The 15,405-nt window shown below is 71.6% G+C and carries 12 protein-coding genes and 1 pseudogene; 9 read left to right on the top strand and 4 right to left on the bottom strand.

Annotation, left to right across the window (positions count from 1 at the left end; translation table 11 throughout):
- The 6 genes and pseudogenes from SACSA_RS22935 to SACSA_RS22940 all read left to right on the top strand — a co-directional run.
- Nucleotides 1-365: pseudogene (locus tag SACSA_RS22935) on the top strand (methylmalonyl-CoA mutase); the annotation flags it as partial.
- Entirely contained in the window at nt 362-2,539 is a 2,178-nt protein-coding gene (gene scpA / locus SACSA_RS0113765; protein WP_019816488.1) for a methylmalonyl-CoA mutase, read from the top strand. The pseudogene SACSA_RS22935 and the gene scpA, both read left to right, overlap by 4 nt.
- Nucleotides 2,540-2,541: 2 nt before the next feature.
- The gene (gene meaB, locus SACSA_RS0113770; RefSeq protein ID WP_019816489.1) at nt 2,542-3,543 is read left to right on the top strand and encodes a methylmalonyl Co-A mutase-associated GTPase MeaB; all 1,002 of its coding nucleotides are present in this window, start codon (nt 2,542-2,544) and stop codon (nt 3,541-3,543) included.
- 32 nt (nt 3,544-3,575) lie between these two features.
- On the top strand, nt 3,576-3,872 hold the full coding sequence (locus SACSA_RS0113775; protein WP_028661859.1) for a hypothetical protein: 297 nt from the start codon (nt 3,576-3,578) through the stop codon (nt 3,870-3,872).
- A gap of 230 nt (nt 3,873-4,102) precedes the next feature.
- Nucleotides 4,103-5,383: a M20 family metallopeptidase gene (locus tag SACSA_RS0113785; RefSeq protein WP_019816492.1), complete on the top strand. Its 1,281-nt coding sequence runs from the start codon at nt 4,103-4,105 to the stop codon at nt 5,381-5,383.
- Nucleotides 5,384-5,646: 263 nt separating this feature from the next.
- Entirely contained in the window at nt 5,647-6,720 is a 1,074-nt protein-coding gene (locus SACSA_RS22940; protein ID WP_019816493.1) for an endonuclease domain-containing protein, read from the top strand.
- On the opposite strand, the gene SACSA_RS0113795 is transcribed toward SACSA_RS22940, so the two are convergent.
- On the bottom strand, nt 6,672-7,124 hold the full coding sequence (locus tag SACSA_RS0113795; protein WP_083940251.1) for a gamma-glutamylcyclotransferase: 453 nt from the start codon (nt 7,122-7,124) through the stop codon (nt 6,672-6,674). The two genes, SACSA_RS22940 and SACSA_RS0113795, sit on opposite strands and share 49 nt — an antisense overlap.
- A gap of 95 nt (nt 7,125-7,219) precedes the next feature.
- Here SACSA_RS0113795 and SACSA_RS0113800 point away from each other — a divergent pair, with 95 nt between their 5' ends.
- Together SACSA_RS0113800 and SACSA_RS0113805 are read left to right on the top strand one after the other, a co-directional pair.
- On the top strand, nt 7,220-8,617 hold the full coding sequence (locus SACSA_RS0113800) for an NAD(P)H-quinone dehydrogenase (RefSeq protein WP_028661861.1): 1,398 nt from the start codon (nt 7,220-7,222) through the stop codon (nt 8,615-8,617).
- A 133-nt stretch (nt 8,618-8,750) separates the two neighbouring features.
- A complete protein-coding gene (locus SACSA_RS0113805; RefSeq protein ID WP_019816496.1) occupies nt 8,751-9,545 on the top strand; it encodes a VOC family protein in 795 nt (264 codons plus the stop codon).
- A 79-nt stretch (nt 9,546-9,624) separates the two neighbouring features.
- On the opposite strand, the gene glpK is transcribed toward SACSA_RS0113805, so the two are convergent.
- A complete protein-coding gene (gene glpK, locus SACSA_RS0113810) occupies nt 9,625-11,139 on the bottom strand; it encodes a glycerol kinase GlpK (protein ID WP_019816497.1) in 1,515 nt (504 codons plus the stop codon).
- Between the two features lie 54 nt (nt 11,140-11,193).
- Entirely contained in the window at nt 11,194-12,117 is a 924-nt protein-coding gene (locus SACSA_RS0113815; RefSeq protein WP_028661862.1) for an MIP/aquaporin family protein, read from the bottom strand.
- Nucleotides 12,118-12,392: 275 nt separating this feature from the next.
- On the opposite strand from SACSA_RS0113815, the gene SACSA_RS0113820 reads away from it, so the two are divergent.
- Nucleotides 12,393-14,090, top strand: coding sequence for a glycerol-3-phosphate dehydrogenase/oxidase (locus SACSA_RS0113820; protein ID WP_019816499.1), 1,698 nt, complete (start codon nt 12,393-12,395; stop codon nt 14,088-14,090).
- A gap of 94 nt (nt 14,091-14,184) precedes the next feature.
- On the opposite strand, the gene SACSA_RS22945 is transcribed toward SACSA_RS0113820, so the two are convergent.
- Nucleotides 14,185-15,405, bottom strand: a 1,221-nt coding sequence (locus SACSA_RS22945) for a class I adenylate-forming enzyme family protein (RefSeq protein ID WP_019816500.1), incomplete at its 5' end; no start/stop codon positions are given.

The raw sequence follows: 15,405 nt of genomic DNA on the forward strand, positions 1-15,405 counted from the left end.
CCCGGGCGTTCCTGGCCACGTTGGGGCCGCTCGCCGAGCACACCGCCCGCGCGACGTTCGCGGCGAACCTGCTGCGCGCGGGCGGCATCGAGCCGGTGGAGGCGGGCGAGACCGATGCGGCCGACGACCTCGTCGCCGCGTTCCGGGACAGCGGCAGCACCGTCGCCTGCCTGTGCGGCAGCGACCGCGCCTACGCCGAGCGGGCCGACGCGGTCGCCGCCGCGCTGCGCGAGGCGGGGGCCACCACCGTGCTGCTCGCCGGGAAACCGGCCGAGTACGCGGGAGTGTCCGACTACGTGCACGCCGGATGCGACGCGCTCGCCGTCCTGTCCGGCCTCCTCGACACCCTCGGAGTCGCCCGATGAGCATTCCCGACTTCACCGACATCGAACTGGGCACACCGCGGCCCGCGAGCCGCTCCGACTGGGCCGAGGCCCTGCACGCGGCCACCGGCAAGGGCGTCGACGCGCTCACCCGCACCACGCCGGAGGGCATCGCCGTCAAGCCCCTCTACACCAGCGAGGACACCGCCGGGCTCGATTTCCTGCGCACCTACCCCGGCATCCCGCCGTACCTGCGCGGGCCGTACCCGACGATGTACACCAACCAGCCGTGGACCATCCGCCAGTACGCGGGATTCTCCACGGCGACCGAGTCGAACGCCTTCTACCGGCGCAACCTCGCCGCGGGGCAGAAGGGCCTCTCGGTGGCGTTCGACCTGGCCACCCATCGCGGCTACGACTCCGACCACCCGCGCGTGGCAGGCGATGTCGGCATGGCCGGGGTGGCGATCGACTCGATCTACGACATGCGCCAGCTCTTCGACGGCATCCCGCTGGAGCGGATGAGCGTGTCGATGACCATGAACGGCGCGGTGCTGCCGGTGCTGGCGCTCTACGTCGTGGCCGCCGAGGAGCAGGGCGTCTCACCGGAGCAGCTCGCGGGGACCATCCAGAACGACATCCTCAAGGAGTTCATGGTCCGCAACACCTACATCTACCCGCCGCAGCCGTCGATGCGGATCATCTCCGACATCTTCGCCTACACCTCGCGGCGCATGCCGAAGTTCAACTCGATCTCGATCTCCGGCTACCACATGCAGGAGGCCGGGGCCACCGCCGACCTGGAGCTGGCCTACACGCTGGCCGACGGGGTCGAGTACGTCCGTGCCGGGCTCGACGCCGGGCTCGACATCGACGCCTTCGCGCCCCGGCTTTCGTTCTTCTGGGCCATCGGCATGAACTTCTTCACCGAGGTCGCCAAGCTGCGGGCGGCCCGGCTGCTGTGGGCGAAGCTGGTCAAGCCGTTCGGGCCCCGCGACGACAAGTCGCTGAGCCTGCGTACGCACAGCCAGACCTCGGGCTGGTCGCTGACCGCGCAGGACGTCTACAACAACGTGGTCCGCACCTGTGTCGAGGCCATGGCCGCGACCCAGGGCCACACGCAGTCGCTGCACACCAACGCCCTGGACGAGGCGCTCGCGTTGCCCACCGACACCAGCGCGCGGATCGCCCGCAACACCCAACTGCTGCTGCAACAGGAGTCCGGCACGACGCGGGTGATCGATCCGTGGGGCGGCAGCGCCTACGTCGAGCGGCTCACCCACGACCTCGCGCTGCGCGCGTGGGGTCACCTCGAGGAGATCGAGAACGCGGGTGGCATGGCCAAGGCCATCGACGCGGGCATTCCGAAGCTGCGCATCGAGGAGGCCGCCGCGCGCACGCAGGCGCGTATCGACTCGGGCAGGCAGCCGGTGATCGGCGTGAACACCTACCGCGTCGGCGCGGAGGACGTCGACGACGGACTCGACGTGCTCCGGATCGACAACGAGCAGGTGCGCGCCGAACAGCTCGACAAGCTGCGCAGGCTGCGCGCCGAGCGGGACGAGCAGGCCACCGCCGACGCCCTGCGCAGGCTCACGGCGGGCGCCGAGGGAGAGGGCAACCTGCTCGAGCTGGCCATCGACGCCGCCCGCGCCAAGGCCACGGTCGGGGAAATCTCCGAGGCGCTCGAGGCGGTGTGGGGACGCCACTCGGGACAGATTCGTACCCTCTCGGGTGTGTACCGCGACGAGGTGGGCGAGTCGACGGCCGTGGACACCGCGCGGCGGCGGGCCGAGGCCTTCGCCGAGAACGAGGGGCGCAGGCCGCGCATCCTGGTGGCCAAGATGGGCCAGGACGGTCACGACCGGGGCCAGAAGGTGATCGCGACCGCGTTCGCCGACATCGGGTTCGACGTGGACGTCGGCCCGCTGTTCTCCACTCCCGCCGAGGTGGCGCGCCAGGCGGTGGAGTCCGACGTGCACGTGGTCGGGGTGTCGTCGCTGGCCGCGGGACACCTGTCGCTGGTGCCCGCGTTGCGGGACGAGCTGGCCGCGCTGGGCAGGCCGGACATCCTCGTCGTCTGCGGCGGCGTCATCCCGCCCCAGGACCACGCCGCACTGCACGAGGCCGGTGCGGTGGCGGTCTTCGGGCCGGGCACCGTGATCGCCGAGGCCGCGCTCGGGTTGCTCGACCAGCTCGACGCACGGGACGCGTAGGCATGGCCGCCACGCTCGACGTCGCCGACTACGCCGACGGCATCCGGCGTGGCGACCGGGGCACGCTGGCCAGGGCCATCACGCTGGTCGAGTCGCACCGCCCCGATCACCGTGCGTTGGCCCAGAAGCTGCTGGTGACGTTGCTGCCGGACGCGGGCGGCTCCGCGCGGGTCGGGATCACCGGGGTGCCCGGGGTGGGCAAGTCGACCTTCATCGACCAGCTCGGCACGGGACTGACCGAGCGGGGACACAGGGTGGCCGTGCTGGCCGTGGACCCGTCGTCCACGCGCACCGGCGGCAGCATCCTCGGGGACAAGACCCGGATGGCCCGGCTGGCCGTGGACCCGTCCGCGTTCATCCGGCCCTCGCCGACCTCCGGCACGCTGGGCGGGGTCGCGCGGGCGACGCGGGAGACCGTCGTGCTGATGGAGGCCGCGGGCTACGACGTGGTGCTGGTCGAGACCGTCGGGGTCGGCCAGTCGGAGGTCGCGGTCGCCAACATGGTGGACTCGTTCCTCTTCCTCACGCTGGCGCGCACCGGCGACCAGCTCCAGGGCATCAAGAAGGGCGTGCTGGAACTCGCCGACGTGATCGCGGTGAACAAGGCCGACGGCGAGCACGAGCGGGCCGCGCGCTCGGCGGCGCGCGAGCTCTCCGGGGCACTGCGCATGATCTACGGTCCCGAGGCCGCGTGGACTCCGCCCGTGCTGACCTGTAGCGGGCTCACCGGAGCCGGACTGGACACGGTGTGGCGGCAGCTCGGCAGGCACCGCGACACACTGGAGTCGACCGGCGAGCTGACCGCCAAGCGACGCCGTCAGCAGGTCGACTGGACCTGGGCGATGGTGCGGGACCAGCTTCTGGACCGGTTGTCGGCCGACCCGGGTGTGCGCGCCATCGTCGACGAGGTGGAGGCCGACGTGCGGGACGGACGCAGCACGGCCACGCTCGCGGCCGAGCGCATCCTCGCGGCGTTCGGCGCGCCGGGAGCACACGGGGACTGACGCGGCGCCGGGCGAGAAGGCACACTGTCGCCGTGCGTGTCTATGCGGTTGTGCTCAGTGTGTTCGTCGTCGTGCTCGGAATCGCGGCCGTGGGGCCCACCACGGACGCCGGCGCCGCCCGGGACAGGGCCGTCGTGCTCACCGCGGCACAGGGGGAGACCACCGAACCGGACGGCGATCAGGACTCCGGGCCAGAGATCGACTCGACGACCGAGGCCGAGCAGGCGGACGACAACAGCAAGCTCGTCGTCGGTATCGCCGCGGCCGTGCTGCTGGGGATCGTGGCCTACGGCCGGTGGTACCGCCAGAAGAAGCGGAACAGCGGATGAGCGCACGGGAGCACCAGCGTGACCGAACTGAGTGTCACCGTTTAGCGCAAATGGGCTACCTTCCGTCTCTCCGCTAGGACATCCGTGTTACGCCTACGCTGGTTGATGTCAAACTGAGAGCAAATGCGTACGGCAGTGACCAAGCAGCGGATGACCAATCAGCGGATGACGAACCAGCGGACGCCGGAGCTGCCCGAGAGCGCCGCGCTGGGTGCGTGCGGAGGTGCGGTGTGACCGTTCTCGACTCGCGACCCGAGCTGTCCGGGGAGCCGGACCACGAGCCCGTCTCCTCGGCCGATGTGCTGCTCGCGGAATCCGGGGTGCCCGTGGGCGACCTGGGGCGGGGACGTGGCCCGGGCTGGCTCGACGAGTGGCTCGCCGAGCACGCCGCCGATGTCGTGAGCTGGCGCAGGCACATCCACGCCAACCCGGAGCTCGCGCGCCGCGAGTACGGCACCACCGAGTTGGTGAGCAGGTCACTGCGCTCGGCCGGGCTGAAGCCGTGGACGCTGCCCGGTGGCACGGGCCTGGTCTGCGATGTGGGCAGCGGCTCGCGCTGTGTGGCGCTGCGCGCCGACCTGGACGCGCTGCCGCTGACCGAGGCCTCGGGCCTGCCGTTCGCTTCGACCGTGGACGGTGTCGCCCACGCGTGCGGTCACGACGCGCACACCACCGTGCTGCTCGCGACCGGGCTGGCGCTCGCGACCGCGTCCGAGCTGCCCGGGCGCGTGCGCCTGATCTTCCAGCCCGCCGAGGAGGTCATGCCCGGCGGTGCGCTCGACGCCATCGACGCGGGCGTGCTCGACGGCGTCGACCGGATCTTCGGACTGCACTGCGACCCGCGACTGCCGGTCGGCACGGTCGGCACCCGCATCGGGGCGCTGACCTCGGCGGCGGATCTGATCGAGCTGCGCCTGACCTCGCCCGGCGGGCACACCTCGCGCCCGCACCTGACGGCGGATCTCGTCCACGCGCTCGGCACCGTCATCACCGCGCTGCCCTCGGTGCTCTCGCGCCGGGTCGACCCCCGCTCGGGCACGGTCCTGGTGTGGGGGGCGGTGCACGCCGGGGAGGCGGCCAACGCGGTGCCGCAGGAGGGCCTGCTGCGTGGCACGCTGCGCACCGCCGACCACGAGACCTGGACGATGCTGGAGCCGCTGGTCGAGTCGTCGGTGCAGGCCCTGCTGGCGCCCACCGGGGCCGGGCACGAGCTGCACTACCAGCGGGGCGTGCCGCCGGTGGTCAGCGGCCGGGAGAGCACCGAGCTGCTGCGCGCGGGGGTGGAGGCGGCTCTGGGGGCCGAGGCACTCGTGGGCACCGAGCAGTCCTCCGGTGGTGAGGACTTCGGCTGGTACCTGGAGCACGTGCCCGGAGCGTTCGCCCGCCTCGGCGTGTGGCCGGGCGAAGGGCCGATGCGCGACCTGCACCAGCCGACCTTCCAGCTCGACGAGCGAGCCCTGCTCACCGGTATCCGCGTCCTCACCCACACCGCCCTGGCCGCCCTGTCCTGACCCCGGGCCCACCCCCACCCCGCGAGTTGCCCCTCCCGGCCCGGCGAGTTGCCCTTACAAGCCCGCGAGTTGCCCCTTCCGGTCCGGCGAGTTGCCTCCCCAGGACCGCGAGTTTGCCCCTCCCGGGCGCGCGAGCAGCCCCTTCCGGGCGCGGCTCGTTGAGCGGCCCGGGCCGGATCGAGGTTGTCCACAGGGCCCGGAGTTGTCCACAGGTCTGTGGATACGGGCTTTCCGTGCGTATTCGGCCGCGTCAGGGTGAGGGCATGACCGCACTCCCACAGGGCCTGCACGGGGCCCATCTCCGCACCGAACTCACCGCTGCGCTGGGGCCGCGCCGTGTGCGCGACGCACTGCGCGAGGGCACACTGAACCGCTGGTCACGGGCCGTCCTCGTCGAACCTCGCCGCGCCACGGATTTCCTGACCCGAGCGGCGGCGTTGCTCACGGTCGGCCCCACGGCGGTGCTGGCGGGGCACAGTGCCCTGGCCGTGCACGGGTGTGCCGCCGCCGATTCGGCACCGATCCATCTGCGCGTGCCGTACGAACGCAAGGTCTACCGGCATGGCGGAGTTGTCACACATCAGGGTCAAATCAGCGACGACGACGTCGTGAAGGTCGCCGGCCTGCGGGTTCTGGTGCTCGACGTGGCGCTCGCTGAGGTGCTCTGCCGTGGCACGCGGCGGGCGGCCATGGCCTGCGCGGACGAGGTGCTGGGCCTGTTCGACGACGAGACCCTGCGCGAGGACTTCCGGCATTCGGTGCGCGACCGGATAGGGCAACGCGCCGATCCCCGTGGTCGTCGGCAGGCGCTGTCGCTGCTGCATCTGGCATCCGGACTCGCCGAGTCTCCGGCGGAGAGCTGGACGCTTCTCGAGCTCGTCACGGGCGGGTTTCCGATACCCGAGCAGCAGTTCCGCGTCCTCGACAGCAGGGGCGTCGTGCTCTACCGGCTCGACTTCGCGTGGCCGCAGGCGCGGATCGCGGTGGAGTACGACGGCTACCAGTGGCACGAGGCACGCCGGGAGGCCGACGCGGCGCGGGACGAGGACCTGCGCAGGCGCGGCTGGACGGTGATCCGGGCGCGGGCGGAGGATCTGGCGGCACCGGGTCGGTTGCTGGCCGAGGTGGAGGACGCGTTCCGGCGTCGTGGTCTGTCCACCGCACGGGGCGAATCGCCGACCGTGAGGGGCGACTCGCGGGCCGTGAGGGGCAACTCGCCGACCGCAAGGGGCAACTCGCGGGCTGTGAGGGGCAACTCGCGGGCTGGGAGGGGCGGCTCGCGGGGGTGTCAGGGGCCGATTCGTTTGCAGGGGCGGGTGCGGAGGTCGTCGACGTAGTCGGCCGGGGCGCCCGCCGCCTCCGCCGCGTCGGCGAGGACGCCGAGGTAGCGCGCCGAGGGCAGGCCGCCCTCATAGGCGTCGAGCACGTAGAGCCAGGCCAGCACCGAGCCGTCCATGGTCTGCACCCGTAACCGGATCTTGGTGTGCAGGCCCAGCTCCCCGCCTTCCCACTTGTCCAGGTGCGACTCGTCCACCTGCGTGACGTCGTAGAGCACGACGAAGACGCGGGAGCCGGGGTCCTCGACGATGGTCGCGAGCGCGCCCTCCCAGTTCAGGTCCTCCCCGCCGAAGGTGAGCCGCCAGCCTTCCAGCCAGCCGGTACCCGCCATGGGGGAGTGCGGGGCTCGCTCCGTCATCTGAGCGGGGTCCATGTTGGACCCGTACGCGGCATACAGGGGCACGCCCCCAGGGTAACGACCACCGGCTCACCCGAAAGGACGCAGTCCGCGTGTCGCCTCGTAGAGTTGTGTGGGCACACCGCGAGGAGGGAGCCGAGTTGACCAGAATCGTGATCATGGGCGGCGGACCCGCAGGCTACGAGGCGGCCCTGGTCGCCGCGCAGCACGGGGCCGAGGTCACCGTGGTGGAACGCGACGGGCTCGGCGGGGCGTGTGTGCTCTACGACTGTGTCCCCTCGAAGACGTTCATCGCCACCTCCGGCGCGCGCGCGGGTCTGCACGGGTTTCCCGAACTGGGCATCCAGGTCGCCACGCCGCACGTCGACCTGCCCAAGGTCCACGGCCGGGTCCGCGGCCTCGCCCTGGCGCAATCGGCCGACATCCGGGCGCGGGTCCAGCGCGAGGGCGTGCGCGTGGTCGCGGGGACGGCCCGGTTCCGGGACGCCGAGCCGGGCCTGGCCACCCACAAGATCGGGGTTACCGGCGCGCACGGCGAGGAGGAGATCCTCGACGCCGATGTGGTGCTCATCGCCACCGGCGCGACCCCTCGGGTGCTGCCCGGCGCGGTGCCCGACGGTGAGCGCATCCTCGACTGGCGCCAGCTCTACAGCCTGCCCGAGCTGCCCGAACACCTGGCCGTGATCGGTTCGGGCGTGACCGGCGCCGAGTTCGCCTCGGCCTACACCGAGATGGGGATCAAGGTCACCGTCGTCTCCAGCCGCGACCGGGTGCTGCCGCACGAGGACGCCGACGCCGCCGCCGTGCTGGAAGAGGTCTTCTCGCAGCGCGGCTCCACCGTGGTCAAGCACGCCCGGGCCGACCGCGTGGAACGCACGGGCGACGGAGTGCTCATCCACCTCACCGACGGTAGGCGGATCGAGGCCAGCCACGCGCTGATGACGGTCGGCTCGGTGCCCAACACCGGTGACATCGGGCTCGACCGGGTGGGGATCGAGCCGGGCCCCGGCGGCTTCATCAGCGTCGACCGCGTCTCCCGCACCAGTGCACCGGGGGTGTACGCGGCGGGGGACTGCACGGGGATGCTGATGCTGGCGTCGGTGGCCAGCATGCAGGGCCGCACGGCCATGTGGCACGCGCTCGGCGAGGGCGTGAGCCCGATCCGGTTGCGCACCGTCGCCGCGAACGTCTTCACCCACCCGGAGATCGCCACCGTGGGAGTCAGCCAGCAGGCGGTGGACTCCGGCGAGGTCCCGGCGCGGACGATCATGCTGCCGCTGTCCACGAACCCCCGGGCGAAAATGGAGGGCCTGCGGCACGGGTTCGTGAAGCTGTTCTGCCGCCCCGCGACGGGTGTCGTGGTGGGTGGCGTGGTGGTCGCCCCCACCGCGAGCGAGTTGATCCTGCCGATCGCCCTCGCGGTGCAGAACCAGCTCACCGTGGACAACCTGGCGTTGACCTTCTCGGTGTACCCGTCGCTGTCCGGCTCGATCACCGAGGCGGGCCGCCAGCTCATGCGCCACGACGACCTGGACTGACGCCCACGAGGGTGTCGTCGCCGACGGGCCAGATCCCGGGAGCGCGTCCATCGGGTGACGGCCGCGCGGCTGGGTAGTCCCAGCACGTGGCGCCGTACGGGCGTCACGGATGGGACAACCAGGGAGCGTAGCGATGACGGTCCGTGACACCGCCTGGCCGGACGGGACACCGTGCTGGGCTGATCTGATGGTGCCCGACCCCCGGATGGCGATGGACTTCTACGGGGCCCTGTTCGGCTGGGACTTCACCGATCTGGGAGACGAGGCGGGCAACTACCTCATGTGCTCGGTCGACGGGCGCACCGTCGCCGGGATCGGCGGGATACCACCGGAACAGGACGTTCCCGCCGTGTGGACGACCTACCTCGCGACCTCGGACGTGGACCGCACGACGGGGGCCGTGACCGAAGCCGGGGGCAGCCTGATCGTGCCGCCGATGGACGTGATGACGGCGGGCCGGATGGCGGTGGCCTCCGACCCGGCGGGTGCGGCCTTCGGCCTGTGGCAGGCGCGCGACACCATCGGCGCACGACTGACGAACGTGCCGTCGGCCATGCTCTGGAACGAGTGCATGGTCCGCGACTTCGAGACCGCGCGGGAGTTCTACGCCGCCGTGTTCGGCTACGAGTTCGACGACATGTCCGACGACCAGTACACCTATGCCACGATGCTGCGCGACGGCCGGGTGGTCGGCGGGCTCGGGCTGTTGCCGCCGGAGGTCCCCGCGGACGTGCCGCCGCACTGGATGACCTACTTCGGCGTCGCCGACACCGATTCGGCCGTCGACCAGGTCTCCCGGCTCGGTGGCAGCACGATCTCCGACCCCTCGGACACGCCGTACGGGCGCTACTGCATGGTCGCCGACAACCAGGGCGTGTCCTTCGCGCTGCTCTCGGTCACGGCGGAACCCGAACTGGCGGGCGCCTGACGGCCGTCGGCCCCACGTGTCGGTGCGGTGCCGGGGCGCGCGGAACACGCCCCGGCACCGCACCACACCGCGCGGCGGGTCAGTCTTCGGTCTCGACCCAGCCGAAGGTCTTGGTGACCGCCTTCTTCCAGTTGCGGTACTCGCGTTGCCTGCGGGAGTCGTCCATGGACGGCTCCCACCGCTTGTCCTCGGCCCAGTTGGCACGGATGTCCTCCTCGCCGCCCCAGAAGCCGACGGCGAGGCCCGCCGCGTAGGCCGCGCCGAGCGCGGTGGTCTCGCTGACCTTCGGCCGGATCACCGACACGCCCAGGATGTCCGCCTGGAACTGCATCAGCAGGTCGTTGACGACCATGCCGCCGTCCACCTTGAGCGTCTTGAGCGGAACGCCGGAGTCGGCGTTCATGGCGTCGATGACCTCGCGGCTCTGGAACGCCGTGGCTTCCAGCACCGCGCGGGCGAGGTGTCCCTTGTTGACGTACCGGGTCAGGCCCACGATGGCGCCGCGCGCGTCGGAGCGCCAGTACGGCGCGAACAGGCCCGAGAACGCGGGCACGAAGTACGCGCCGCCGTTGTCGTTCACCGTGCGGGCGTAGTCCTCGATCTCGGCCGCCGAGGTGATCATGTTGAGGTTGTCCCGCAGCCACTGCACGAGCGAACCGGTGACCGCGATCGCGCCTTCGAGCGCGTACACGGCGTCATTCGAGCCGATCTTGTAGCAGACGGTGGTGAGCAGCCCGTTCTCCGACATCACCTTGTCGGTGCCGGTGTTGAGCAGCACGAAGTTGCCGGTGCCGTAGGTGTTCTTCGCCTCGCCCACCGTCAGGCACGCCTGCCCGAACGTCGCGGCCTGCTGGTCGCCGAGGATGCCCGCGATCGGCACCCCGCCGAGGACGCCGCGCTCCCGGGTGATGCCGTAGGTCTCCGACGACGACCGGATCTCGGGCAGCATCGACATCGGGATGCCCATGTCCGCCGCGATGTCGGCGTCCCACGACAGCGTGTCGAGGTCCATCAGCAGCGTGCGCGAGGCGTTGGTGGGGTCGGTGACGTGGATGCCGCCGTTGGTCCCGCCGGTCATGTTCCACAGCACCCAGGTGTCCATGTTGCCGAACATCAGGTCGCCGGCTTCGGCGCGTTCGCGGACGCCCTCCACGTTGTCCAGAATCCATTTGATCTTCGGGCCGGAGAAGTAGGTCGCCAGCGGCAGACCGGTGCGGGGGCGATAGCGCTCCTGCCCGCCGCCGAGCGCACCGAGTTCGGTGATGATGCGGTCGGTGCGGGTGTCCTGCCACACGATCGCGTTGTAGACGGGCTTGCCGGTGTTGCGGTCCCAGACCAGGGTCGTCTCCCGCTGGTTGGTGATGCCGACGGCGGCGATGTCCGAGGCGGTCAGATCGCCCGCGGCGAGGGCGCCCGCGGCCGTGGCGCGTGTGTTCGCCCAGATCTCCTCGGCGTCGTGCTCGACCCAGCCGGCCTCCGGGAAGATCTGCCGGTGCTCGCGCTGGTCGGATGCCACCACCTGCCCGGAGTGATCGAAGATCATCGTCCGGGTGGACGTGGTCCCCTGGTCGATGGCGGCGATGTAGGAGGCCATGCCTCGCTCCTTCCTGGACTTTCCAGTGCGCGCGGGCGATCCGGCTCGCGCGCCTCACTCCTCGGTCGACTCCGGGACCCGGCCCGGCGGGGGCTTCTCCATGCCTTCCGGCAGCTCCCGCGCGGCCAGTACCTGGCCGATGAGGAGGTCGTAGATCACGATGCCGACCACGCCACCGATGAGCGGGCCCGCGATCGGGATCCACCAGTAGTTGCTGAACCAGTCGCCCGCGCCCGGAAGGGCTGTCTCGCCCCACCCGGCCAGCCACGTGAAGAACCGGGGCCCGAAGTCGCGGGCCGGGTTGATCGCGTAGCCCGCGTTCGTGCCGAAGCTGAGTCCGATCGCGCCGACCACGAACCCGATCACCCATGGTGCGAAGTTGGCCAGCGGCGCCTGGTTCCGGTTGTCGATCAGTGCCGCGATGATGCCGACCAGCAGTGCCGTGCCGACGATCTGGTCGAGCAGCGGACCCCACGAGCCTCCGCCGAAGTACTCCGCGGGGAAGGTCGCGAAGATGGAGAACGTGGGTATTGATTCGTCTCTGGCGAGTTGCTCGGTCTGGTTGAAGGCCTCGATGGCGTCGTTGTAGACGGCGTAGACCACGGCCGCGCCCGCGAACGCGCCCAGTGTCTGGGCGATCCAGTAGGGCACGACCTTGATCCAGGGGAACTTGCGCCGGACCGCGAAGGCCAGCGTCACCGCCGGGTTGATGTGCGCGCCGCTGACCCCGCCCGCGACGTACACGCCGAACACGACGGCAAGGGCCCATCCGAACGCGATGATGAGCCAGTTTCCCGGTCCGAAGTCGTCGAACTGCCGTCCGGAGCCGGGCAGGCCCGCGACGGCGACGGCGACCGACCCGCAACCGAAGAGAATCAGCACGGCGGTGCCGAGGAACTCGGCCATCAACTCGCCGCCGGTGGTCTGCCGGATGCGTGTCCAGCCTCCGGCTTGACTCCGCGAAGCGCTTGAGCTCATGTCACCCTCCACGCGAGAGCGGCCCCGTTGCCACAGACGCTCATCGTCCCACGGCACCGATCGGGTCGCATCGGTCGAACAGCGGCACTGTGCGGCCCCTGTGCGGGTTTGTTCGGTGATCCGGGTGGGGTAGTACCCCGGCGGTCACCCGATGACTCCTCCGCGTTCTCCCGGCGCCCTGATCACGCCCGACCGTGGGATGCTGGAACGGGCGTGGACGGCGCCGGCGTCCGCCCGGTGAACTCGTGCCGAGGAGGGAACACGTGACTGTGTCGATGGGACCGGCCGCCCGCGAGGACTCGTGGAAACGGCTCGGCGAGGAGAACTTCGATCTCGTGGTGATCGGAGGTGGTGTCGTGGGGGCCGGCACCGCGCTCGACGCCGCCACCCGGGGCCTGCGGGTCGCGCTGGTCGAGGCGCGGGACCTCGCCGCGGGCACCTCGAGCCGGTCGAGCAAACTCTTCCACGGCGGCCTGCGTTACCTTGAGCAACTGGAGTTCGGACTGGTGCGGGAGGCGCTGCGCGAGCGAGAGCTGATGCTCACGCGGATCGCGCCGCATCTGGTCAAGCCGGTCAGTTTCGTCTATCCGCTGACCCACCGGGTGTGGGAACGCCCGTACACCGCCGCGGGGCTGTTGCTCTACGACACCATGGGCGGGGCGCGCTCGGTGCCGGGGCAGAAACACCTGACGAGGGCGGGTGCGCTGCGGATGGTGCCCGCGTTGAAGCGGGACGCCCTGGTCGGCGGCATCCGGTACTTCGACGCGCAGGCCGACGACGCGCGGCACACGATGACCGTGGCCCGCACGGCCGCGCACTACGGCGCCGTGGTGCGCACGTCCACACAGGTGGTGGATTTCCTGCGCGAGGCCGACCGCGTCTCCGGCGTGCGGGTACGCGACGTCGAGACGGGCGAGGAGACCGACGTGGCGTCGGCGGCCGTGGTCAACTGCACGGGGGTGTGGACGGACGAGTTGCAGCACGCCTCGGGCAGCCGCGGCCGGTTCCGGGTGCGGTCCAGTAAGGGCGTGCACATCGTCGTGCCGCGCGATCGCATCGTCTCCGAAACCGGCCTGATCCTGCGCACGGAGAAGTCGGTGCTGTTCGTCATCCCGTGGCGCAACCACTGGATTCTGGGCACGACGGACACCGACTGGCACCTCGATCTGGCCCATCCCGCGGCGACCCGGCACGACATCGACTACATCCTCGACCACGTCAACGAGGTCCTCGCCCGGCCGCTGACCCATGACGACATCGAGGGCGTCTACGCCGGACTGCGCCCGCTGCTGGCCGGGGAGAGCGAGGAGACGTCGAAGCTGTCGCGCGAGCACGCGGTGGCCCGCGTGGCGCCGGGTTTCCACGCCATCGCGGGCGGCAAGTACACCACCTACCGGGTGATGGCGGCGGACGCGGTGGACGCGGCCGCGGTCGATCTGCCCGGCCGCGTGCGGCCGTCCATCACCGACCAGGTGCCGCTGGTCGGCGCCGACGGCTACCACGCGCTGGTGAACCAGGCCGACCAGATCGGCGCCCGGCACGGGCTGCATCCGTATCGGGTGCGGCACCTGCTGGACCGGTACGGGTCGCTGGTGCACGAGGTGCTCGCCGAGGCCGACGGCCGACCGGACCTGCTCAAGCCGATCGACGCCGCGCCCGACTACTTGCGGGTGGAGGTGACCTACGCGGCCTCACACGAGGGTGCGCTGCACCTCGAGGACGTGCTGGCCCGGCGGACGCGGATCTCGATCGAGTATCCGCACCGCGGGGTGGACTGCGCCGAGGAGGTCGCCGGGTTGATGGCGGAGGTGCTGAGCTGGTCGTCCGAGACGCGCGCCCGCGAGGTGGAGGTGTACCGGGCGCGGGTGGAGGCCGAACGCGCCTCGCAGTCCCAGCCGGACGACGAGGCCGCCGACGAACGCCGTTCGGCGGCCCCCGAGGCCCGTGCGGGCATCGTCGAACCGCTCGCCTGACCGCGGTGCCGCTCGGTGCGGTGCCGTTCGATGCGGAGCCGTCGTGCCCGCGTCGCGCGCCGCGATGAGGTCGTGTTCTGCGCGACGGGGTCCGTCACGGTGACGCGGCGGCCCGCACGGCGGCCCGGTCGATCTTGCCGACCGGGGTGAGCGGCAGGGCCGTGGCGAAGGTCACCGAACGCGGGACGAAGTGCTCGCCGTCGAGCTGGGCGCGGACGTGGTCGCGGAGGTGGTCGGCCGTCGGTCCGTCGGCCGCGACCACGACGGCGTGCAGGACGTCGCCGTCGGCGCCCGGGATGCCGACCACGGCGGCCTGCCGCACGGCCGGGTGTGCCTCCAGCGCGTCCTCGACCACGGCCGGGTGCACCTTCGTGCCGTGTTCGCCGGTGACGATGACGTCGTCGGCGCGCCCGTGCAAGTACAGGTAGCCGTCGGCGTCGAACTCACCGAGGTCACCTGTGCGCAGCCAGCCGCAGGACAGTGCCAGGGCGGTCGCCTCCGGTGCGCGGTGGTAGCCCTCCATCAGCGCGAGTCCACGCACGAGCACCTCGCCGTCGTCGGCGATCCTGGCCTCCATCCCGGGCACGATCCGCCCGACCGAGCCGAGGCGCCGCGGATGGCCCGGGTAGTCGTGCGCGTCGATGCTCGCGATCACCGGCGCCTCGGTGAGTCCGTAGCCCTGGCCGACGACGGGTCCGAACGTGTCGAGGGCCTGCCGCAGCCTGGCCCGGGACAGGGGCGCCGCGCCGAGCGAGACCCGGCGCAGGCTGGAGACGTCGGTGGCGGCCAGGGCGGGGTGGTCGAGCAAAGCGGCCAGCCGGGGCGGGGTGAGCGAGACATGCGTGATGCGATGCCGCTCGATCGTGCGCAGCACCGCGCCCGCGTCGAAGGCCCCCTTCGACGGCGTGCCGACGACGTCCTCCGGGCGTGTGCCGGCGGTGGACCCGGGCCCCGCCGTGGTCCGGCCCGGGCAGGGCGTGAACCCCGGCTGGTGCGTGAACCCCGGGTGCGGGAACACGGTGTCGCCGCAGAGCAGAGCGCCCAGCGCGGCGCAGTGCCCCGACAGGTGCGACAGCGGAGCCACGACCAGCACCCGCCGTGGCCCGGCCGGGTCGGGTGTGACGATGTGCGCCATGCCCTCGTAGATCCCGCGGTGGCTGATCAGCTTCGGTGTCCCCGTGGTGCCGCCCGAGCCGAACACCGTGTGCACCGACGGGGGCGGTGGTGGAAGCGCCCCGCCCCACTCGGCCTCCGCCGCCCGGTCCGGCGGCGGCAGGGTCACGACCCGCCTGTCGCCGACGGGTCCGGGCGCCTC

Source organism: Saccharomonospora saliphila YIM 90502 (assembly GCF_000383795.1).
GTDB lineage: Bacteria > Actinomycetota > Actinomycetes > Mycobacteriales > Pseudonocardiaceae > Saccharomonospora > Saccharomonospora saliphila.

Bases quoted from the DNA above. Each gene is read 5' to 3' on its own strand.
- scpA (WP_019816488.1), top strand. From the start codon at position 362: ATGAGCATTCCCGACTTCACCGACATCGAACTGGGCACACCGCGGCCC.
- meaB (WP_019816489.1), top strand. From the start codon at position 2,542: ATGGCCGCCACGCTCGACGTCGCCGACTACGCCGACGGCATCCGGCGT.
- SACSA_RS22940 (WP_019816493.1), top strand. From the start codon at position 5,647: ATGACCGCACTCCCACAGGGCCTGCACGGGGCCCATCTCCGCACCGAA.
- SACSA_RS0113805 (WP_019816496.1), top strand. From the start codon at position 8,751: ATGACGGTCCGTGACACCGCCTGGCCGGACGGGACACCGTGCTGGGCT.
- glpK (WP_019816497.1), bottom strand. From the start codon at position 11,139: ATGGCCTCCTACATCGCCGCCATCGACCAGGGGACCACGTCCACCCGG.
- SACSA_RS0113815 (WP_028661862.1), bottom strand. From the start codon at position 12,117: ATGAGCTCAAGCGCTTCGCGGAGTCAAGCCGGAGGCTGGACACGCATC.
- SACSA_RS0113820 (WP_019816499.1), top strand. From the start codon at position 12,393: ATGGGACCGGCCGCCCGCGAGGACTCGTGGAAACGGCTCGGCGAGGAG.